At 32.2% G+C, this 21,779-nt stretch carries 23 protein-coding genes; 6 read left to right on the forward strand and 17 right to left on the reverse strand.

The genetic code is table 11. The features are described 5' to 3' along the window. Positions 1 to 169 precede the first annotated feature (169 nt). The 6 genes from ACW5YJ_RS09245 to sosA all read right to left on the reverse strand — a co-directional run bounded on the left by ACW5YJ_RS09245 (position 170) and on the right by sosA (position 4,829). Complete coding sequence (locus ACW5YJ_RS09245; protein WP_017724380.1) at positions 170 to 637, reverse strand: CcdC family protein; 468 nt, start codon at positions 635 to 637, stop codon at positions 170 to 172. Between the two features lie 246 nt (positions 638 to 883). After that, a complete protein-coding gene (locus tag ACW5YJ_RS09250) occupies positions 884 to 1,069 on the reverse strand; it encodes a hypothetical protein (RefSeq protein ID WP_017724379.1) in 186 nt (61 codons plus the stop codon). Positions 1,070 to 1,707: 638 nt separating this feature from the next. Beyond that, positions 1,708 to 1,947, reverse strand: a complete 240-nt coding sequence (locus ACW5YJ_RS09255; protein ID WP_017724378.1) for a YneF family protein — start codon at positions 1,945 to 1,947, stop codon at positions 1,708 to 1,710. 208 nt (positions 1,948 to 2,155) lie between these two features. Continuing rightward, positions 2,156 to 4,144 carry a transketolase gene (tkt, locus tag ACW5YJ_RS09260; RefSeq protein ID WP_457338106.1) on the reverse strand — a complete coding sequence of 663 codons (1,989 nt, stop codon included), beginning with the start codon at positions 4,142 to 4,144 and terminating at the stop codon, positions 2,156 to 2,158. 76 nt (positions 4,145 to 4,220) lie between these two features. Next, positions 4,221 to 4,469, reverse strand: coding sequence for a DUF896 domain-containing protein (locus ACW5YJ_RS09265; RefSeq protein WP_107531355.1), 249 nt, complete (start codon positions 4,467 to 4,469; stop codon positions 4,221 to 4,223). A gap of 129 nt (positions 4,470 to 4,598) precedes the next feature. Beyond that, positions 4,599 to 4,829 carry a DNA damage-induced cell division inhibitor SosA gene (sosA, locus tag ACW5YJ_RS09270; RefSeq protein ID WP_216652781.1) on the reverse strand — a complete coding sequence of 77 codons (231 nt, stop codon included), beginning with the start codon at positions 4,827 to 4,829 and terminating at the stop codon, positions 4,599 to 4,601. Positions 4,830 to 4,974: 145 nt separating this feature from the next. Between sosA and lexA the strand changes: the two genes are divergently transcribed. Continuing rightward, the gene (gene lexA, locus ACW5YJ_RS09275; protein ID WP_017724374.1) at positions 4,975 to 5,598 is read left to right on the forward strand and encodes a transcriptional repressor LexA; all 624 of its coding nucleotides are present in this window, start codon (positions 4,975 to 4,977) and stop codon (positions 5,596 to 5,598) included. A 195-nt stretch (positions 5,599 to 5,793) separates the two neighbouring features. On the opposite strand, the gene ACW5YJ_RS09280 is transcribed toward lexA, so the two are convergent. The 3 genes from ACW5YJ_RS09280 to rpsN form a co-directional block, all read right to left on the reverse strand. After that, the gene (locus ACW5YJ_RS09280) at positions 5,794 to 6,807 is read right to left on the reverse strand and encodes a CAP domain-containing protein (RefSeq protein ID WP_182477230.1); all 1,014 of its coding nucleotides are present in this window, start codon (positions 6,805 to 6,807) and stop codon (positions 5,794 to 5,796) included. A gap of 20 nt (positions 6,808 to 6,827) precedes the next feature. Beyond that, positions 6,828 to 7,805 (reverse strand): GMP reductase, encoded by a 978-nt coding sequence (gene guaC / locus ACW5YJ_RS09285; RefSeq protein WP_017724371.1) that lies wholly within the window; start codon positions 7,803 to 7,805, stop codon positions 6,828 to 6,830. A gap of 190 nt (positions 7,806 to 7,995) precedes the next feature. Beyond that, complete coding sequence (gene rpsN, locus ACW5YJ_RS09290; protein ID WP_017724370.1) at positions 7,996 to 8,265, reverse strand: 30S ribosomal protein S14; 270 nt, start codon at positions 8,263 to 8,265, stop codon at positions 7,996 to 7,998. Positions 8,266 to 8,415: 150 nt separating this feature from the next. Between rpsN and rpmG the strand changes: the two genes are divergently transcribed. Continuing rightward, positions 8,416 to 8,565 carry a 50S ribosomal protein L33 gene (gene rpmG, locus ACW5YJ_RS09295; protein ID WP_017724369.1) on the forward strand — a complete coding sequence of 50 codons (150 nt, stop codon included), beginning with the start codon at positions 8,416 to 8,418 and terminating at the stop codon, positions 8,563 to 8,565. A gap of 414 nt (positions 8,566 to 8,979) precedes the next feature. Here the strand turns inward: rpmG and ACW5YJ_RS09300 are convergent, their stop codons facing one another. Beyond that, complete coding sequence (locus ACW5YJ_RS09300) at positions 8,980 to 10,467, reverse strand: catalase (RefSeq protein ID WP_017724368.1); 1,488 nt, start codon at positions 10,465 to 10,467, stop codon at positions 8,980 to 8,982. Positions 10,468 to 10,691: 224 nt separating this feature from the next. Here ACW5YJ_RS09300 and ACW5YJ_RS09305 point away from each other — a divergent pair, with 224 nt between their 5' ends. Continuing rightward, positions 10,692 to 12,137 (forward strand): amino acid permease, encoded by a 1,446-nt coding sequence (locus ACW5YJ_RS09305; RefSeq protein ID WP_135092428.1) that lies wholly within the window; start codon positions 10,692 to 10,694, stop codon positions 12,135 to 12,137. Between the two features lie 291 nt (positions 12,138 to 12,428). Next, positions 12,429 to 12,743 (forward strand): hypothetical protein, encoded by a 315-nt coding sequence (locus ACW5YJ_RS09310; protein ID WP_017724366.1) that lies wholly within the window; start codon positions 12,429 to 12,431, stop codon positions 12,741 to 12,743. A gap of 262 nt (positions 12,744 to 13,005) precedes the next feature. On the opposite strand, the gene ACW5YJ_RS09315 is transcribed toward ACW5YJ_RS09310, so the two are convergent. From ACW5YJ_RS09315 to ACW5YJ_RS09330, 4 genes are read right to left on the reverse strand one after another with little or no spacing between them, the layout of a single operon-like run. Further along, complete coding sequence (locus ACW5YJ_RS09315; RefSeq protein ID WP_017724365.1) at positions 13,006 to 13,812, reverse strand: Cof-type HAD-IIB family hydrolase; 807 nt, start codon at positions 13,810 to 13,812, stop codon at positions 13,006 to 13,008. A 44-nt stretch (positions 13,813 to 13,856) separates the two neighbouring features. Beyond that, a complete protein-coding gene (thrB, locus tag ACW5YJ_RS09320) occupies positions 13,857 to 14,777 on the reverse strand; it encodes a homoserine kinase (protein WP_017724364.1) in 921 nt (306 codons plus the stop codon). Position 14,778: 1 nt separating this feature from the next. After that, positions 14,779 to 15,840 carry a threonine synthase gene (gene thrC, locus ACW5YJ_RS09325; RefSeq protein WP_171914821.1) on the reverse strand — a complete coding sequence of 354 codons (1,062 nt, stop codon included), beginning with the start codon at positions 15,838 to 15,840 and terminating at the stop codon, positions 14,779 to 14,781. 5 nt (positions 15,841 to 15,845) lie between these two features. After that, positions 15,846 to 17,126, reverse strand: a complete 1,281-nt coding sequence (locus ACW5YJ_RS09330; protein ID WP_017724362.1) for a homoserine dehydrogenase — start codon at positions 17,124 to 17,126, stop codon at positions 15,846 to 15,848. 188 nt (positions 17,127 to 17,314) lie between these two features. On the opposite strand from ACW5YJ_RS09330, the gene ACW5YJ_RS09335 reads away from it, so the two are divergent. Beyond that, a complete protein-coding gene (locus ACW5YJ_RS09335) occupies positions 17,315 to 18,682 on the forward strand; it encodes an aspartate kinase (protein ID WP_017724361.1) in 1,368 nt (455 codons plus the stop codon). 82 nt (positions 18,683 to 18,764) lie between these two features. On the opposite strand, the gene ACW5YJ_RS09340 is transcribed toward ACW5YJ_RS09335, so the two are convergent. Continuing rightward, positions 18,765 to 19,358, reverse strand: coding sequence for a hypothetical protein (locus ACW5YJ_RS09340; RefSeq protein ID WP_017724360.1), 594 nt, complete (start codon positions 19,356 to 19,358; stop codon positions 18,765 to 18,767). Positions 19,359 to 19,470: 112 nt separating this feature from the next. Next, positions 19,471 to 19,941, reverse strand: coding sequence for a sugar phosphate isomerase family (locus ACW5YJ_RS09345; protein ID WP_017724359.1), 471 nt, complete (start codon positions 19,939 to 19,941; stop codon positions 19,471 to 19,473). A gap of 270 nt (positions 19,942 to 20,211) precedes the next feature. On the opposite strand from ACW5YJ_RS09345, the gene ACW5YJ_RS09350 reads away from it, so the two are divergent. Further along, on the forward strand, positions 20,212 to 21,075 hold the full coding sequence (locus tag ACW5YJ_RS09350) for a hypothetical protein (RefSeq protein ID WP_457338107.1): 864 nt from the start codon (positions 20,212 to 20,214) through the stop codon (positions 21,073 to 21,075). Between the two features lie 108 nt (positions 21,076 to 21,183). Here ACW5YJ_RS09350 and nucI read toward each other — a convergent pair whose 3' ends face one another. Continuing rightward, positions 21,184 to 21,720 carry a thermonuclease NucI gene (gene nucI / locus ACW5YJ_RS09355; RefSeq protein ID WP_017724357.1) on the reverse strand — a complete coding sequence of 179 codons (537 nt, stop codon included), beginning with the start codon at positions 21,718 to 21,720 and terminating at the stop codon, positions 21,184 to 21,186. Between the last annotated feature and the right edge of the window lie 59 nt (positions 21,721 to 21,779).

Below are 21,779 nucleotides of genomic sequence, written 5' to 3' on the forward strand. Positions count from 1 at the left end.
ATATTATACTTTAAGTATATTAAAAATGAAGCAATCTTATTTTATAAAATTTCGTAACCTATCCCTATTTAGATAGCTAGAGTCGATATGGATAAAAGTATTGCCTGAGCCAATCATTATTTAATGATTAAGGCTGAGACAATTAATTTGTCCCAGCCTCGTGTATAACTTATTGAATTAAAGTTCTTTTCACCTTTTTATATTTGTATAACATCGCTAAACGCCAAGGTACAATCATACAAAAAGCAAGTAGGAAAAACATTCCTGCAATTTCGCCAGGATCTATCTGGTTACTTATAAAAATTTTAATTATTGTACGTACTAAAAGTAATGTTATAAGAATTATAGGAAAGGCTTTTGAACGTTTCATATAAATTTCACTACCTTGTGTTTCAAACCTAGATGTCCAAATTAGAATTGTAGAAAATAAAACACCTAGAATAATACATTCTACTATTTCAAAACCTGTTAACCTAAAATATGGAACAACGTACATTAGTGCCCCTGTCGCCATAAAAAAAGGAGGTAATATAATTTTCTTTTCATTTACTGGAAAGTGTTGTGCTTTCATTCGCACAATTATAACACCTATTCCCATTAGAAATGCAAATACAATGGAAAATATTAAATACAACATGCTTACACCTACTTTAAGTTTCTACAAGATGATATTCACTTTGGTTAGTATATCATTTAAATAAATAATAATCAGTATTTGTACGTCTATTTTTATTTACTATTAACCAATAGCACATATATTATATCTTAGTATTTTTTAAATTACTAAGAAAATAATTGCAGTTCAATCGAATATCATAGATGAGCACAAATAAAAATACGATAAGATAAGCCTTTTTAAAAGCTCATCTTATCGTACTTTTATTTAAAAAGCATGTGTCTGGTTACATGTCGATAATGCATCATTTAAAGTGTATCTAAGATAATTCATATCATGAATTTGCATCGCATTATGATATTTCTTAAATGCCTCATCGGTCGGAAAGTTAATATGCATATTTGCTAGTCGATCAAGTACTTCTTTATCTTCCATGTCATAAGCATCCTTCACTTATCGATACCTCCCTTATATATATATTATAACAAACCACATTTTAGAATCAATTATTTTCTGAATATTTCAATAAATTAATACAGCTATAATATTATATAAACTTAATACCAATACTTTTAATTAAAAAATCATCAAAACATCATTTTATTATTTACTCTTCTTTATGCAAGAAAATTTAACCGATATTATTCATATTACTTATTCAAAATCAATCTAAAAATTCATATATAAGCTCACTCAATTTTAAGTAAAAGGTTATTTTCAAAACAAACGCCATGTAAATATATAAATTACAAACAGTGTAATGATATTTTTATCTATTTTCTTACGAAAACTTGTGTAATCAAAAAGTAAAAATCGAAAAAGTCATTTTAGAAACAATAAATTAGATAATCCATATATATATATATCATTAAACTGATTATTGAAACTAATATACCAACTTTGGAAATTGATTTTATTACCAACCAACGAACCTAAATGCACCGCAATATAGCAACTTATCCCTATGCGTTATAGCCTTGCCTTTTGTTATAAGTAAAAATCAAAAGCATACTCCACATAAGTCAACCACAGACAAAAATAAGGGCTAACAACTACTCAATATAAGTAGCTGTCAGCCCTTTATTTATGCGCTATTTCTTTTTCTTCATAGCGTCTTCCTGATTTTTATTCATCATTGTCATCATTTGATTAATTTTCTTTTGAGATGGTTTTTGACCCATTTGCATCATCATCATACGTAGCATTTCTTCATTAATTGGTGGGTTCTTTTTAAGATAATCCATCATATATTTTCTTGCAAGGAAAAATCCACCGACTAATCCTAGAATTAGTGCTAACACGATTAATAATATTGCTAACCAAGTTGCCATTGTTTCACCCACTTTCCTATCCTAATGAATTTTACTAAAATTAGTGCCCCTTTTCAAGAGCAACTCAATTAATATAGCGTTTCGACTTATGTATTATACCAATTAAAAATTAACTTTGTAAATATAAGTATATTTTTATTTCTAAAAATAAAAAATTGGTATGAGAACCTAGGCTCTCATACCAACAAATTAAGCTTAGTTACATAAATTAAAATGTTTGAATTTGATTCAATACATTTTCTTTTGTGAAGCCATATTTTTCAACAACTAAGTCTCCAGGCGCACTAGCACCGAAACCATCGATACCGATAACTTTACCTTCAGTGCCTACATATTTATGCCAACCAAGTGGCGAAGCCATTTCAATTGCTACACGTTTAGTAATTGATGATGGAATTACTGATTCTTTATATTCATCAGTTTGCTGATCGAACGCATTCCAGTTTGGCATAGAAACAACACGTACACCTTTACCTTGTGCCTCTAAATCTTTAGCCGCTTCAATTGCTAAGTTAACTTCAGAACCAGTAGCTAATAATAAGAATTCTGGCTCTTTGTCTGATTCAAATACTACATACGCACCTTTACGTACGCCTTCTTCTACAGTTTCTTTTGGTAAATCCATAGTAGTAAGATTTTGACGAGTTAAAACAAGTGATGTTGGTGTATTTTCAGATTCTAATGCTACTTCCCAAGCTACACGAGTTTCGTTACCATCCGCTGGACGAATAACATTCATGTTTGGGATGGCACGTAAACCAGCTAATTGTTCAATCGGTTCATGTGTAGGACCGTCTTCACCAACTGCAATTGAATCATGTGTGAAGATAAACGTTGAATTTAATCCCATGATTGCTGAAAGACGTAATGCTGGTTTTAGGTAGTCACTGAACACGAAGAAAGTTGCACCATAAGGGTGTAAACCGCCATGTGCAGCCATACCATTTACTGCAGCGCCCATTGCAAATTCACGAACACCAAACCAAATATTTTTACCTTCTGGTGTATCTTTATCAAAATCTGTTGCATCTTTGACATTAGATTTATTTGAACCAGCTAAGTCAGCTGAACCACCAAAGAATGAAGGTACAGTTTTACTTAAAGTTTGAATTACTTCACCAGAGTCAGCACGTGAAGCACCACTATGTCCAGCTTCAAAGTGTGGTAACTCATCTCTATAGTTTTCTGGTAATTTACCACTGATAGCCAATTTAAATTCTTTAGCTAATTCAGGGTATTTATTACTATATTCTTCAACAAGTTTATTCCATACTTCTTCTTTTTCGTTAGCGCGTTTCAACATACTTTGTTGGAAAATTTCATAAACTTCTTCTGGAACATTGAAACGTTTTTCAGGATCTAAACCATAGTTTTCAAGCGCTAATTTTCTTTCGTCTTCACCAAGAGGCGCACCGTGAACACCATGTGAAGCTTGTTTATTAGGCGCACCATAACCAATAATTGTTTTAATTTCAATAATTGTTGGTACATTTTGAGATTTAGCTTCTTCAATCGCTTTATCAATTGCGTCTAAATCATTACCTTCTTCAACTAAAATGTGTTTCCAACCATAGGCTTCAAAACGACCCTTAACATCTTCAGAAAAAGCTTTATTTAAATCTCCATCTAATGAGATATCATTTGAATCATATAAAACAATCAATTTGTCTAATTGGTTATGTCCTGCTAATGAAGCTGCTTCGTGAGAAATACCTTCCATTAAGTCACCATCTGAAGCAAGAACATATGTGTAATGGTCAACAACTTTAGCATCTTCTTTATTAAATTTACCTGCTAAATGCTTCTCAGCCATAGCCATACCAACAGACATAGCAAAACCTTGTCCAAGTGGACCAGTTGTAACTTCTACACCATCAGTGTGTTTGAACTCAGGATGTCCTGGTGTTTTAGAACCCCATTGTCTAAATTCTTTTAATTCTTCTAATTCTAAACTACCTGAAACATGTAATAAGCTATATAATAGCGCAGAACCATGTCCAGCTGATAATACAAAACGATCTCTGTCAAAGAAATCTTTTGATTGGGGATTAAAATTCAAGTGACGTGTCCATAATGTGTATGCCATAGGAGCAGCGCCCATTGGTAATCCAGGGTGTCCTGAATTTGCTTGTTCAACTGCATCGATACTTAGCGCTCTAATCGTATCTACCGCTAATTGATCTTTTTCTTTATTCATCTAAATGACTTCCTTTCTTCTAGCAAGTTTCTATATTATTATACCTTATTTGGTATCTATTTAACAAAAAATTGATTTAGTTTTTATCTTCTTTATTTTTAGAATCTAATATATTTTTCACTTTATCAGGCGTTACATCGTTTCCTTCAGGATCTATGACTCTTGTACTTTCAATTTGCTGCTTAAATTTTTCTCTAAATGAATCTAAGTAAGCTTTTCTCAATTTAGATTGTTCTTTAGCTTCTTTTTCAGTCAAGCCTTTTTCTTTTTTCTTTTTTGCTAATTCATTTATACGTTGTAAATCTACACCGTCTTTATCAGCCATAATAAACCTCCGATATTATTGATATAGAAAAATATAACAAAAAAATGAACGAAACTAAATTGTTTCGCTCACAAAAACACCATTATATTAACATTTACATTCACTAAAGTTCACGCCACTAAAAAACTATTAGTGAACAGCTGCCATCACTTGCTGTGAAGTTTGTTCGCTTTGTAGTTTAGTTTCATTATTACTCTGTTCGCCATTTACTGATTGACTTGTCATTTGATGGTCAGTCATTTCGTACGTCTGTTCTGAATTCGCACTATTGTGTGCACTTAATATAAACAAGGCGCAAAGTACCATTGTCACCGTTAACACTATAATATAAGACTTTATTTGCGATTTATAGTTCTTCATTATTTATAACCACTCCTAGAACATTTGTTTGTATAGTTACTTTATCAGAACATCTGTTCTATGTCAACAACCAAACGAACAAACGTTTGTAAAAATGCTATAATCATGCTATAATTAAGTCAAATTAAATTAGGGAGTGCCTATTATGAGAGAGTTAACTAAACGACAAAATGAAATTTTTGAATATATCAAGCAAACCGTCCAATCCAAAGGGTATCCGCCAAGTGTTAGAGAAATTGGAGAAGCTGTTGGATTAGCCTCTAGTTCAACAGTCCATGGCCATTTATCTAGATTAGAGGAAAAAGGTTATATTAGAAGAGATCCAACTAAACCTCGTGCCATTGAAATTGTGTCAGAGCAATTAGGTGAATCAATTAATATGGAAGAAACAATCCACGTTCCTGTTATAGGGAAAGTAACTGCGGGCGTACCTATTTCTGCGGTTGAAAATGTTGAAGAATACTTCCCATTACCAGAACATTTCACTTCAACACATAATAGCGATATATTCATCTTAAATGTTGTTGGTGACAGTATGGTTGAAGCTGGTATTCTTGATGGAGATAAAGTTATCGTTAGAAGTCAAACTATTGCAGAGAACGGAGATATCATCGTTGCGATGACAGAAGAGAATGAAGCGACTGTTAAGCGTTTCTATAAAGAAAAAACTCGTTATCGTTTGCAACCGGAAAATAGTACAATGGGACCAATTTATCTTGATAATGTAACTGTATTAGGAAAAGTGGTTGGATTATTTAGAGAAATGTAATTGATATTTCGACTAATGCTAACACTCTCAAAAAAAGAGGATGCGCTCATCGCGCACCCTCTCTTTTTTCATCTTTTTTCTCTAAAACATCTTTTACTTTTTCAAGTATATCTTCTGTTTTATCTTTTTTGTTTGTTGTCATAACTTTTCATCCTCACATGATAACAGATACCCTCAAACAACAAACCTTAAACATTATCCAGTATAATTTTCTGTCCAATAAGGCTGACGATTTTTATTAAAGTCAACACCTACACCAAGCGTATTAAATTCTTTCTTAAGAATATTCTTTCTGTGTCCTAATGAATTCATTAAGCCCTGGTGAGCATAAATACTACTTGTTTGACCATATGCCAAATTTTCACCTGCTGCATTAAAATTGTGTCCGTCAGCTTCCATACGATCAAATGGAGTATCGCCTGATAAATTATTATGATCAAAATAATTATGTTCAGCCATATCTTTACTGTGTTTTCTAGCCGTCTCAGAAATACCAGTAGAATATTTAAGTGGCTCTAACTCATGCTGTACTCGTTCTGAATTAACTAAATCAAAGTTTTGCAATTCAAAGCTTTGTGCTAATCCCTCAGATGGTGCGCCATATTGTTGTTGTAATCGGTTTTCCATTTTTTCACTAACTTGTAATAGTGCTGTTAAGTTATTGCTCTCATGTTTATCATAAAAAGCTGTTGTGTATATTTTGTCTTTATGAAAATTATCAAATTCATCATCTTGAACATCAAATTTCACATGCCCTTTTTGCTTATCAGTAATAGGTTTACCTAAACGGTCCCTTACCTTGTCTTTAGGTGTGCCATATTTAATTTTTGATTTTGATGATATAACGTTTTGGTTACTATATAGCGCATTTACTTTATCATCTATATAACTAACCATCACAAACCCTCTATAACCATCCGAATAATACGTGTGCCAATTTGTACCATATTCATTTGATGAGACACGTTGGGAACGCCCTAGCTTTTCTTCTACAGCGTCTTTAGTCATATTCATTTGAATATTGTTAACTGCAAATTCTTGTTTACTTGGTACTTTCAACGCATCTTCATTAGTTGTTTTTGATGAAGACCAATCAGCAACTTTATCCTTTAATTGCTGTTGTACTGTAATCATTGGTTCTGTTTCTTTGATTGGTAGGACAAGAATAACTACTAAGAAAGTAAGTACATACAAAAATAATTTTCTAATTTTTTACACCTACTAATATATTAGTCTCTATCACCATTAAAAATTGAGTTTCTTACAATTACATAATCCACTTTTCTTAATGATTTAAGGTCAGTGCCACCCGCATATGAAATTGAACTTTGCAAATCTTGTTGCATTTCAATCAATGTATTAGATAATGATCCTTTGTGTTCAACAAACATTTTCTTACCTTCTACATTTTTATGTTCACCTTTTTGGAATTCAGAGGCGCTACCGAAATATTCTTTATATAGTTTGCCATCTAATTCCACTGTTTCACCAGGTGACTCTTCATGCGCAGCAAATAATGATCCAACCATAACCATAGATGCACCAAAGCGTATAGATTTAGCAATATCACCATGCGTTCTAATACCACCATCAGCAATAATTGGTTTTCTTGCCGCTTTACTACAGTGATTTAATGCTGATAATTGCCAACCGCCTGTACCAAATCCTGTTTTAATCTTAGTTATACAAACTCTTCCTGGTCCGATACCAACTTTGGTAGCATCTGCGCCAGCGTTTTCTAATTCGCGTACGCCCTCTGGAGTACCAACATTACCTGCGATTACAAATACTTCAGGAATATGTTGTTTAATATGTTTAATCATATTGATTACAGAATCTGAATGACCATGTGCGATATCAATTGTAATATAATCTGGAATTATTTTTTCATTAGCTAATTGCTCTACAAAATCAAATTCACGTTCTTTAACACCTACAGAAATTGATGCAATCAAACCTTTTTCATGCATTCTCTTTGTAAATGGGATACGTGCCGCTTCATCAAATCTGTGCATAATATAAAAATAATCATTTTCAGCAAACCATTCAGCTAATTCTTCATTCATTACTGTTTGCATATTTGCTGGAACGACTGGTAATTTAAAACTTTTTGGACCAAATTGAACTGTCGTGTCACATTCAGAACGACTATTTACAATACATTTATTCGGTATTAGTTGGATATCTTCATAATCAAAAATCTTCATTGTTAACAAACCCCTAACATTTTTAATAAAACATTTATTTAATGGTAAGATTTTCATGATGTATTCAATAATTATATGGAGAATAATAGTTATATTTACCAAAATTCCCGAACAATAACTTTTTATTTATCTTTACCAATAGATAATATACATTGTTTTAAACTAAATGTAAATGGACTTAAGTCTTAAATTACCAACTTGCTTTTTTAACACCTGGGATTTGCCCTTTATGTGCATGTTCACGTAAAGCAATACGTGACATTCCAAATTTACGATATACACCTCTTGGTCTCCCAGTAACTTTGCAACGACGCGTTAATCTTGTAGGTGATGAATCTCTTGGTAATTTTCTTAAAGCCTCATAATCACCTTTAGCTTTCAATTCTTTACGTAACTCATAATATGCTTCTACTAATTGTTCTCTTTTTTGTTCTTTCGCTATTTTTGATTTCTTTGCCATTATTCTAACTCTCCTTATAAATCGTAATCATTACGTTTTAAATAATAACATACTCACTTTATATTTCAACTTAAAAGTATTTGAAATTATTATCTTTATATGCTAAAATTTTAAAACGTAATCATTCCTGTTAAGAAAGAGGTGTTAACTTTGCGCGTAAATATTACATTAGCATGTACAGAATGTGGCGATCGTAACTATATTTCTACAAAAAACAAACGTAATAATCCTGAGCGTATTGAATTAAAAAAATTCTGCCCTAGATTAAATAAATATACGTTACATCGTGAAACAAAATAATTTCTCTGCTAAAATTATCTTTTAAATACGACAATTTAAATACAACAGTATGTTGTAATGATATTTAGCTTATAGCACTAGAGTTATCTTCATTTAATTATGATGACTTATGATTGCCAACTACATTTTTATAATTGTGGTTGGCATTATTTATTTTCATAGAAAAACACCTCCGTATGATTCATTTTAAATGAATTCAACGAAAGTGTTTTTATTTCATTCCCGTTATTTGGGGTCAGTTCAACTATCACCTAAGGTTTGTTTTGTCTACGTTCTGAAGAGACTAATTACGGGTCTCTTTTTCAAATGTAAGTAAATTCTTCTAAACTAATAACTAATTATCATTTTCAAAAGGATTTGAAACACTAATTTCAAAAATATTCATACCTCATTGTTTTTCTACATTATTAATTATTAATCTTTAATTTCTAAATCAACATCATTAATATCAATACCTAAAGCTTTCGCTACACCTTTACCATATTCACTATCAGCTTTATAACAGTGACGGATGTGACGGTGTTGTACTTCTAATGTAGTACCTTGCATCTCGTTTGCAGTATTTTCAAAAATGCGCTCTTGTTGTTCTTTAGATTGCAATCTAAATAAGCGTCCTGGTTGTTCAAAGTAATTGTCATCATCTTGTCTGAAATCATATTCATAAGCTTCACCTTCAACTTTTAAGCCAGGCTTTTTGAATTCAGGTTGATCCTCAAACGAACCATCACTATTTGGATAATAATGAGTGCCTCCACCTTGATTATTATCCAAAATTCTCATTTGGCCATCTCTACTAAATGGGCAGATATTTTCAATGCCTACACCTTTTGGTTGGTTTACTGGTATTTGCCAATGATTTACACCTAATCTATAACGTTGAGCATCACCATATGAGAATAAGCGACCTTGTAACATTTTATCTGGCGAAAAATCTAAACCAGGTACAATATTAGTAGGTGCAAAAGCAGCTTGTTCTACATCTTGGAAATAGTTATCTGGATTTCGGTTAAGTTCCCATTCTCCTACTTCTATTAATGGATAATCACCTTTATACCACACTTTAGTTAAATCAAATGGATTATCTTTATGATTTCTCGCTTGTTCTTCCGTCATCACTTGGATGTACATCTTCCATTTCGGATAATCTTTATTTTCAATTGCTTCGAATAAATCACGTTGTGATGATTCTCTATCGTCGGCAATAATTTTCGCTGCTTCGTCAGGTTGTAAGTTTTCAATACCTTGTTGTGTTCTATGATGGAACTTCACCCAAACGCGTTCGCCTTTGTCGTTATACATTGAGTAAGTATGAGAACCAAAACCATGCATATTTCTATAACCTTTTGGAATACCACGGTCAGACATCAAGATTGTAACCTGATGTAATGCTTCTGGTAATGACGTCCAAAAGTCCCAATTATTTTGAGCACTACGCATATTTGTTCTTGGGTCACGTTTAACTGCGTGATTTAAACTGGCGAATAATTTAGGATCTCTGAAGAAGAATACTGGTGTATTATTACCAACTAAATCCCAATTCCCCTCATCTGTATAGAATTTCAAAGCGAATCCTCTAATATCACGCTCTGCATCTGCTGCACCACGTTCACCTGCTACTGTTGAAAAACGCGCAAACATTTCAGTCTGTTTACCAACTTCAGAGAAAATACTTGCTGAAGTATATTGCGTAATATCATTAGTAACTGTAAAGGTACCAAATGCGCCTGATCCTTTTGCATGCATACGTCGTTCTGGAATCACCTCTCTATCAAAGTGAGCCATTTGTTCTAAAAAATACCAATCTTGCATTACTAGTGGGCCTCTTGGTCCAGCAGTCATACTATTTTCTCTATCAGAAACTGGTGCACCAAATAAGCTAGTTAATTTTTTATTGTTGCTCATCACATTTCCCCCTCATTCTCTATCCAAATAATAATAATTATTACCTAGTACTTATTTTAATGTAAAGTAGTTTTAAAAGCAACATATCTAACGTTAATTAATTAGACTATTTTCGCAATATTTAAACATTTTGCGACTTTTAGCCGATAAAAAGCATTGCTTGTGTCTATCAAAAGCATTAAAATGGAGTGTATATATTTTAATTAACTATTAGGAGACTTATTATGGCACAAAATAATATGAATCGTGGTCTAAATTCTCGACATATTTCAATGATAGCAATTGGGGGCGCCATTGGAACCGGACTTTTTGTTGCTACAGGTAATGTAATTTCTCAAGCTGGACCTGGTGGTGCAATATTAGCTTATTTAATTATTGGGGTAATGTTGTATTTCTTAATGTCCTCTATTGGGGAACTAGCCACATTTTACCCTGTTTCAGGATCTTTCAGTTCTTACTCTACCCGTTTCGTAGATAAGTCATTAGGATTCACTATGGGATGGCTCTATTGGGCAATATGGTTACTCGTAACGAGTGTAGATATCATTATTTCTGCAAGTGTACTTAATTATTGGGATACGTTTCAATTTTTCAGTCCAGTAACCTGGAGTATTATCTTTTTATGTTTACTTTTCTTATTAAATATATTTTCAGTTAAAGCATTTGGTGAAACTGAATTTTGGTTATCATTAATTAAAGTAATTACAATTATCGTCTTTATCGCCATCGGTATTCTAACTATCGTTGGTATTTTAGGTGGTAAAACATATGGCCTTTCAAATTACACTGTGGGAGAAGCGCCATTCGTTGGCGGTTTTTCAGGTTTCTTAGGCGTACTACTCGTTGCAGGATTTTCAGTTGGTGGTACAGAGGTAGTTGCAGTCACTGCAGGTGAATCATCTAACCCTGACCGTTCGATGCCAAAAGCAATAAAGCAAGTTTTTTGGAGAATATTATTATTCTATGTTTTATCTATTGCAGTTATTTCTGCAATCATACCTTATACTGATCCTTTGTTACTAAACGAAAGCGAATCGGTATCTCAAAGTCCATTTACAATTGTCTTTGATCGTGTGGGAATTGCTTTTGCAGCATCTGTGATTAACGCAGTTATCTTAACTTCGTTATTATCAGCAGCTAACTCAGGTATTTATACAACTAGTAGAATGTTATACTCAATGGCTGAAGACAAACAAGCACCAAGATTCTTAGCAAAATTAAACAAAACAACAAAACTACCTTTGGTTGCACTATTCACAACTTTCATTATTGTATTAGCAGTAATTATATTAGCTCAATTCAAATCAGATATTGTGTTTACATTGCTTAATATCATCGGTTCTTTAGTTATTGTTATTTGGGCAGCTAGTATTCTAGCTCAAATCAGACTTCGCTTAGCAATTAAAAAGCAAAACAAAGACCCTAAAGATGTGCTACCGTATAAAGCACCGTTTTATCCTTTAGGTCCGATTATTGTAATCATCGCTTTACTGTTCTTGTTTGGAGGTAATTCGTTCGGTGCAGCATTATCGGGAGATATTAGTGCACTATTTAGAAACATAATACCTATAGTCATTTTAGTTCTAATATACTTAGTACATAAATTTATTAGAAAAACTAAAATTGTAAAACTCGAAGAAATTGATCTAAAACGTCACGACTTGAACTAATTATTTCATATTAAATAGGCGTAAATAACCTTTAATATGACGAGCACACCAACAACTGAAATATGATATCTCAAAGTTACTAAAATGGGAGTACGAAAGCAATTTAAACATTGATTTTGTATTCCTGTTTTTTTGTTATATCGTATTTTATTTAAAATACATAGATTTGTCAGTATAATATGAAAATATTTTTATTAATTCTTTCCAAATACATAAGCCTCAGTTATTTTCAGTTATATAGAAGTATAGTATAATAATTAATAACAATGACGTAACTTAGAGGTGGAGAATATGATTGGACAAACGAATTTATTTGACGATATTTTAGAAACTGAAGAACGCTTCGTTATAGTTGTGCAATCACTTGAAGATAAGCATCAACGCTTAATCAAACGTACATTAAGAGAGTATAGTAGTTTAGACCATTCTCAAATGGAAAGTCTTTTTGAACATTTGAAAGACTTATTCTTGCAAGAAGACTTTGAGGAAAACCAATCTGCATTTGCAATAACTGTTTATACTAACTTAGACTACGCGGCAGATCATGTATACGCCCATGTCAAGCGGCATCGTGGCAAAAATGAATGGACGCACACAGCAAAATAATATACATCATTCATTAAAAATTTAGTGTATTAGTAATTTTACTATCACAACCTTTTATAAAGTCATAATTTACATTGATTTAAACATATCAAATAGGACAGCCACACTGAAATTTCATATTCATTGAATCGATTCCAGTGATTACGTACAAAATCAGTTTATTCATTCTAAAGCTTGCTATAAGCTACTTTTGAATGTTAACAAACAACTATTAGCATTAAAAAAGCCCGAGACACATAACTGAATGTCTTGGGCTCTTTCTTTAATTTAATAAGGATTTTAAAGCATGTGGAATACCATTATCACTATTACTTAAAGTTATCTCATCAGCAACTTTCTTCACATCATCATTAGCATTTCCCATTGCTACAGCGTGTCCAACAACTTTTAACATAGAAATATCATTGGCACTGTCACCAAAAGCAATGACTTCTGATAGATCAATTTGTACTTTTTCACATAATTCAGTAACGGCATTTCCTTTTGATACACCATTAGCCATAAATTCTAAGAAATAAGGTTTACTTGTAGTAACATCAATTTCTTCATTAAAATGGCCTGCCAAATCTTTATTGAGGCTTGTAATCGTAGGTACATAGTCAACGCCCATGACTTTAGGCACATCTTCTTGAATAAAATCCTTTAAGTCATCTACATGTTTCATAGGCAATCCAGTTAATTCAGATTCAATATTCATATATTCATGTTCACCTTCGTAAACAATAAATCCATCCTGATAAGTTAATACAAATAATTCATTTTCCCTACAATAGTCGACTATAAAATCAAAATTTTCTTTAGAAACAGTACGGCTTACTTCCACTGCTTCTGTATTAACATTTACGGTTTTCCCACCATTATAGCTAATTACATAACTTTGAAATTTATCTAATTGTAAAGTTTTAGCAGTAGGTAACATACCTTCTGTAGGACGTCCTGATGCTAATACAACTTTGTACCCTTTATTTTGTATTTCAATTAAATAACTTTCTGTTTCAGGACTCATTTGATTCTCACGGTTCATCAATGTATCATCCATATCCATTACTACCATTTTATATTTACTCATGTTGCTTGTCTCCCTTCAACGTCTTCATTCTATATTACAACAAATTATTGACGTTGGTACAACACTTTAAGTTCAACACCAGTCTCATTAATCGTCACCAACTCTGAACGACAATTTTCAAATGTTCCTTTTAACTCTCTAACCAATTCACCACTACGTTCAGGAGCTATCATAGTAAGTACAGTGGGACCTGCACCACTTATCACCGTAGCATATGCTAAATATTGTTTTGCTAGTCCTTTAATTGTCTGGAATTCAGGAATTAAATCTTGTCTGTATGGTTCATGAAACCCATCTTGCTCCATCATTTTTCCAGCTAATACGTAATTATGTTGAATAAGTGCACTAATCATCGTATTACTAATCGCACTATTTTGAACAGCTTTTTTATGTGAGAAGGTATCAGGTAAAGCATTTCTTGAATCAACCGTTCTTAATTCATAAGATGGAACTGTAATAATGATATCTACTTTAGGTGTATCAATATAAGAAACATCAGTTACCTTAGTTTCCGGATTATAATAACCTAACACTAAGCCACCGTATATCGTCGGTGCAACATTATCTGGATGACCCTCAAATTCGGTAGCGAGTTGCAATAATTCATATTTTGATAACTCAATATCACCAAAATAATTTGCTATGTATAAGGCACCTACTAAAGCAGATGCCGAAGAGCCTAATCCTCTAGCCAAAGGAATCTCACTTCTCATTTCAACTTCTAACGTAGGTAAAACCACGTTATACTTGTGCGCAACTTTTTGTGCGATTTGGTAAATGTAATGACTATTATCTGTTGGTAAACCTTCCACATTAGGACCGATATGGTTAAACGACCAATGATCGTCATCACTTATTTTCACATCTAAATATAAAAATTTATTTAAAGCCATACCAATTGAATCAAATCCGACACCTAAATTTGCAGTAGATGCTGGGATTTTCAAATGTAACTTTTCGCTCATGCTAAAGTGCCCCTTTGATATAATCTAAAATACTTTCTCTATCATTTGGCAATGGTTTAATGGGATTATCCAACAAGGAAATTGCAGTATCTGGATCTTTCAAACCATTACCAGTTAATACAGAAACCACTTTTTTACCTTGAGGTAATTTGCCTGCTCGATGTAACTTAATAAGGCCGGCAATCGAAGCATTACTAGCTGGCTCACTGAATACGCCTTCGTTACGCGCCATCAATTGATATGCCTTTAAAATTTCTTCGTCAGTAACGCTATCTATTTGTCCATTAGATTCTTCAAGTGCAGCAGTCGCTTTATCCCAACTTGCAGGGTTTCCAATTCTAATTGCTGTGGCAACCGTGTCTGGATTTTTCACTACTTTATTTTGAACGATTGGCGCAGCGCCTTCCGCTTGAAAACCAAACATTTGTGGTAATTGGGTATCATTTGCTTCATGGTAATCTTTGAAACCTTTCCAATATGCAGAGATGTTTCCAGCATTACCTACTGGTATTGATAAAATATCAGGTGCCACACCGTCTAATTGTTGGATGACCTCGAAAGCGGCTGTTTTTTGGCCTTCGATACGAAAAGGGTTCACTGAATTTACTAGAGCAATTTCTCCATTTTTAGCAATTTCTTGAACAATTTCTAAAGCTTCGTCAAAATTACCTTCTATTGATACAATTTCTGCTCCGTACATCACAGCTTGTGACAATTTACCTAAAGCTATTTTACCTTCTGGAATAACTACAATAGCTTTTAATCCAGCACGTGCTGCATATGCAGCTGCCGAAGCTGATGTATTTCCAGTAGAGGCACAAATTACAATTTTTTTGCCTTCTTCTTTCGCTTTAGCCATTGCCATAACCATGCCTCTATCTTTGAATGAACCTGTCGGATTGGCCCCTTCATATTTTACGTGTAATTCAATACCTAACATTTCAGACATGTTTTCACAATAAATTAATGGTGTGTGTCCTTCATTTAATGATAAAGATGGTGTTTTTTCAGTTACTGGTAAATAATTTTTAAATTCTTCTACTAAACCTTTCCAATTCTTCATATTAATTAAACCCCTTCTACTGGATAAATTTTCTTAACGATATAACCTGACTCTGTAATTGACGCTTCTGGGTTTTCATCAATCCCGATTACTGCAACACCTACTGTATGAGCGTCACGTTCAGTTACTGCTAATGATTTATGGAAAGGTAAAGCACCCTTAAGTAAAGTTTCAACTTTATTGATATCTTCACCGTCTGTTTGCACTACAACATAGTAACTTTCTTTTTCCTTAATTGATACCGTATCTCCATCATCCATAATCGCTTTTGTTTTTTCAGTTTTTAATTCAAAATGTGGTGGTAAAGTGTGTAAATTTGTATCAAAGTTTAATGTTACATTTAATAGATCACTTACAACCGCGCTTCCAGTAGCGAGGCTACCAGCACCTTTCCCGTAAAACATTGTTTCGCCTACTGCATCGCCGATAACATAAATTGCATTAAACTCATCTTCAACAGCGGCTAATTGATGGGCTTTGTTAATAAGTGTAGGTGAGACAGAAGCTTGTACTTGGCCGTGCTCATATGTCCCTTTACCAATCAACTTAATCTTATATCCAAGATCATCGGCAACTTTAATGTCTGAGGGCTCAACATCACTAATGCCATGTCTTACCACATCATCTAAATTAATAACTTGGTTAAATGATAAATATGAAGTAATGACAACTTTTCTAGCAGCGTCGATACCTTCAACATCATCAGTCGGATCTGCTTCTGCAAAGCCTAATCTTTTCGCTTCATCTAATGCATCCTCGAATGACGTTTGTTCTTTTGTCATTTTACTTAAAATAAAATTAGATGTTCCATTTAAAATACCCATAAATTTACTTATGTTATTAGCATTTAATCCATTGTTAATTGCGTTTACAATTGGAATACCGCCTGCGACACTAGCTTCATATTTTAAAGCTACATCATTTTCTTGTGCTAAATCTTCTAATACGTTTAGATGCACCGCTAATAAATCTTTATTTGCAGTCACAACATGTTTCTTTTGACTTAATGCGCGTTTCAACCAATCCACTGTTGGCTCAATACCACCCATAACTTCTACTACAATATCAATTGAATCATCGTTTAATATTTCATCAATATCTTCAGTTAAATTATAATTCGACACATTGATTGGACGTTGTCTTGATTTATCTCGAACCAATATGTGTCGAATATTAATGTTTTTATTCATTGTTTCTTTTATTTGTTCTCTATTTTCTTCAATAATTTTTACTACACCTGAACCCACAGTTCCTAAACCTAGTAAGGCTACATTTAATTCCTTCATAATTTCATTCCTCCGATTGTTCTTCTAAAAAATACAGTTGTACAGTTGAAAAATACTTGAATATGGTATAGTATAAATTCATTCATTATTTTTGTAAAGGTGAAAATTTAGATTCTATATCTATCCTATCACTCTCGTGATAAAAACTAAACAAAATTTTCTGATTTTTTAGAAAGGTTGTATGTCCCATGAAAGTTGCCAAGTTTGGAGGAAGTTCTGTATCTACTGCAGATCAAATTAAAAAAGTATTAAATATTGTTAATTCCGATGAAGATCGGAAAATTATCATTGTTTCCGCACCAGGTAAACGTCATAAAGAAGATGTTAAAACAACAGATTTACTTATTCGTCTGTATGAAAAAGTCATTGATGATTTAGATTACATTTCTAAAAAAGAAGAAATTGTTCAGCGTTACGCTGATATCATTTATGAATTAAATATGAGTGATAACTTATTAACTACCATAGATCAAACGTTAGAAAATTTTATTGCTACATTAAAAGATAAACCTTCACGTTTATTAGATGCTTTACTTTCATGTGGTGAAAATTTCAATGCACAATTAATTGCAGAATATAATAATAGTCAGGGCACACCAACTCGTTATATATCTCCTGGCGAAGCAGGCATTCAAGTTACCGATTTGCCCCAAAACGCACAAATTTCAGATCAATCATATGAAGAGCTATATAACTTAAGAGCGTATGACGAAAAATTAATCATCCCAGGTTTTTTTGGTGTTTCAAGACAAAACTATATCGTAACATTTCCTCGTGGTGGGTCTGACATCACTGGTGCTATTGTTGCAAGAGGTGTCAGAGCAGACTTATACGAAAACTTCACTGATGTTTCAGGCATTTTTAGAGCAAACCCAACAATTGTCAAAAATCCTGAAGTTATTGATGAAATTACTTATAGAGAAATGAGGGAATTGTCTTATGCAGGTTTCGGCGTCTTTCATGATGAAGCTTTACAGCCTTTGCATAAAGATAGAATTCCTGTCGTTATAAAAAATACAAATAGACCAAATGATACAGGAACGTTTATTCGCCATGATAGAGAAATTAATTCTAATAATATCGTGAGTGGTATTAGTTGTGATAAAGGATTTACTGTATTAAATATCAAAAAATATTTAATGAATAGACAAGTAGGATTCACTCGTAAAATCTTAGGTGTGTTAGAAGATTATAATATTTCTTTCGACCATATGCCTTCAGGTATTGATAGCATCAGTATCATTATGCGCTCAAAAGAAATTCATAACAGAGAAGAACAAGTGCTTAATGATATCCGTGATAAATGTGACGTTGATGAGTTAAGCGTAGAACATGATTTAGCCATCTTAATGATTGTTGGTGAAGGTATGCACAGAATCGTTGGTACCGCTAACACAATTACACACGCTTTGGCAGAATCTAAAATAAATTTAAAAATGATGAACCAAGGTGCTTCGGAGATTTCAATTATGTTCGGTATTGATGTAGCTGATGCAGATAAAGCTGTGAAATCAACTTATGAATATTGCTACAACGGAAAATGCTTAAAAATATAGCATCACACATTACTTAACAAGCAAAAAAACCTTCAAATTCATTTTGTCTTCCTATTAGGACTAACGAATGATTTGAAGGATTTTATATTGCTTTTTTCTCTGAAATAAGTGCTTGATTAATACGTTCATCTCCAACAACTAACCTCAATATTACAAACTGATAATAACTTAATGAATCTATTACATTTCTATAATTTGGTAGTTGATGATAATCTATTGGATCTAATAGTTCATACATTAATACAATTTCTGGTTTAATATAATCTACATCCCATTTAATAGAATGGAAGTAAATATTTTTCTCTGGCAACCTTATATTATGGTTCCATCTAAACATCCATTCTTCATCTTTCACATCGTATACAATCACGGTCATAACCAATGTATCACCATCATATATATTAGCATGAGTTATCTTTGAAAAGTCTACTGCTGTAAAATCAGAAGTACTATGTGAAGTATCATGCAATAACGTTCGATATTCATTTGGAATATATTTTAAAACTTCACCTAGAAACTTTCTCTCTACACTAATATCAACTTTATTCTCAAGGTTAAATGCATCATGTAAAAACAATTGTTTTGCTACTTCACCATTATATTTAATTAAATTTGGTACATTAATGTTTAAAATTTCGACAATTCTCTTTATCGATTTATTTTTTTCATTTTCCAAATGTGCACCTCCCGACAAAAAGTAAGCGTTTCCAATAATTAATATTATATAGTTTGTCCATAGATATTTCAATGTATTAAATACAAAATCGTGAAATAAAACACAAATTATTTTAAAAACTGCCTACCAAAGTATAATCATGGTTGGAGTGATTATCTAAAACATCTGGTCTGTTTAACAGAAAAACACCCTTAGCATTTGTATTAAGTGTTCTTTGAATGTCGGCAATAGCAGGTATTGTCTGGTATAAATTATTATCAAATATATATGGTACAGTGATGAAGTAATATCGAATACGGTATTTTGAAAATGTTTGTACTACATCCGATCCCACAATGATATGGAAAGCACTATCAACCACGCCATTAGGTACAATAATATTAAAATTTGTGCACCTCGATACGTATTTAATAATATCTGTAGAGTAACTAATCACAGATATTTTAATATCATAATTAGAAAGTTCGTCTAAAATTTTATATGCAAAAGGATGATTATCAAAAGCTATAATATCCTCATGTTTAATTGTTCGAGTAATGTGCTCGAGATATTCTTTTATCGCACTCAAATCGCTTTTCACCATCTTCCTTAATTTATATTGCATATAATTTATTATAGCTATTAATCTGCATAAGTTAAACCGTTATCTATTTAAAAAAATACCACTTAAGTGCTCAAAAGATACGAAAGGAATTAATTTACAAATATAAATTATGTACAGGTTTGTTATAATATATTACTATGAATATAATTATAGTAACTATAATGAATTGATAAATAGCATTTGTAGAAAGTTAAATAAAAGCGTAAAATAAGCTATGTTAAAAAATTTAATAAGATTAGGATGATATTCATGTTTTTACCACTTATATTACTTATAATAATAGTACTACTTATTATTATAATATTTATAGATCATCGTGTTATGCAAAATAAACTTGAAACTGAAAGTTATGCTAAGGATCAATTAGTAACTAAAATAAGTACAGTTACTCGTGAAAATACAAATTTGAAAAATAAAATGTTGGATATTGATTCAAATAATGACACGCATCACCATGGTCTCAGAAAAGCTAAACAATATTTAACAGTCATTTTAAATGAACAAAAAGAACAAGGCGTAATAGCGTACTTCGATATTATTGCTACTGGTAATTTAGCTGTTAAGCATCCTCTATTTGAATATGCAAGAGCTTTTGACTATATTGTTTTTACTGAAAAAGGAATCTTTAATATTAATGTCAAAAATTGGAAGCAAAAAACTTTTTATCACTTTACACCTGATTCAGCAGAACAAACTGAAATTGATAAAGAGAATTCAGTACATCAAATTGTAGGAAGATATATTGCCAATCAATTTCATGGACAATTTCAATCATCGCGTTCTACAACTTATACATTTATAGAACGTATTAAAAACAATTCTGTCATTTATGACTTTTACAATTATGATCCTTATGAACAAGCTTCTAAAAATACTCAAGCATTAGAAGCAAAAATCCAAGAACGTTTAAATCAACAAATTCCAAATGTTGGTCTAGTCTACTTCACAGATGGTAGTGTTAATTTAATCGATGGTCCAGCAATTAGAAATAATTACGTGGAAACTGTTTCTTCAAAATCTTCTTTACAAAAGATTATAAAAGAGACTTTAAATTCAAATAATGATGTTTTAACTAAAGAACAATATGATAAATTAGTTGCACGTTTTAGCTAATTTAACAAAACAAACCTGTTACTTAAAATAAATTTAAGTAACAGGTTTATTTTATACTTTATTTTTCCACTAAATAATATAAAGGCATATCAGCTACTTAGAATAAGTTTACTTACTCCAAAGGTTTATTTGGTCATTTTTAGCCTGTGTTTCAGCTTGTTTAAATACTTCTCTATACTTTCCATTTGGAGAAAAATATTTTTCTCTAGCTAATCCTCTTTTCACCAATTCCTCATTGAACATCGTTTTATCATCTAGCCATACATATGCTAATGTTCTTCCATAACGATCTTCTTTTTCTTTATCATATTCTAAATACACATCTTTATTCGTTAAATGTTTTTTAGAATAATCCGAGGCTTCTTTACCATAAGGCTGTACAGGCGTATTAGGTTTAACTGTCTCTGGTGTATCCATACCTATTAACCTTACCTTCAATTGTTCATTATCACTGTTTTTAGCAACTAAGGTATCTCCATCTACAACGCGATCAACATGAACCTTTTCTGAATTATCAGGCCCTGAAGAGGTATCACTACTACCATTTTCTTGAAATGGCCCCGTATGATTAATAAATTGAAATGCTAATACACCCAATACAATTACTATTGCAATCAAAGATGTCGTTTTCTTTTTTGATTTCACTGTTGCACCCACTTCTTTTTAATTGTCCAAATTAGCATATAGAAAAAAGCGTCCTGCGT

This window comes from Staphylococcus sp. mip270_02 (assembly GCF_054031535.1).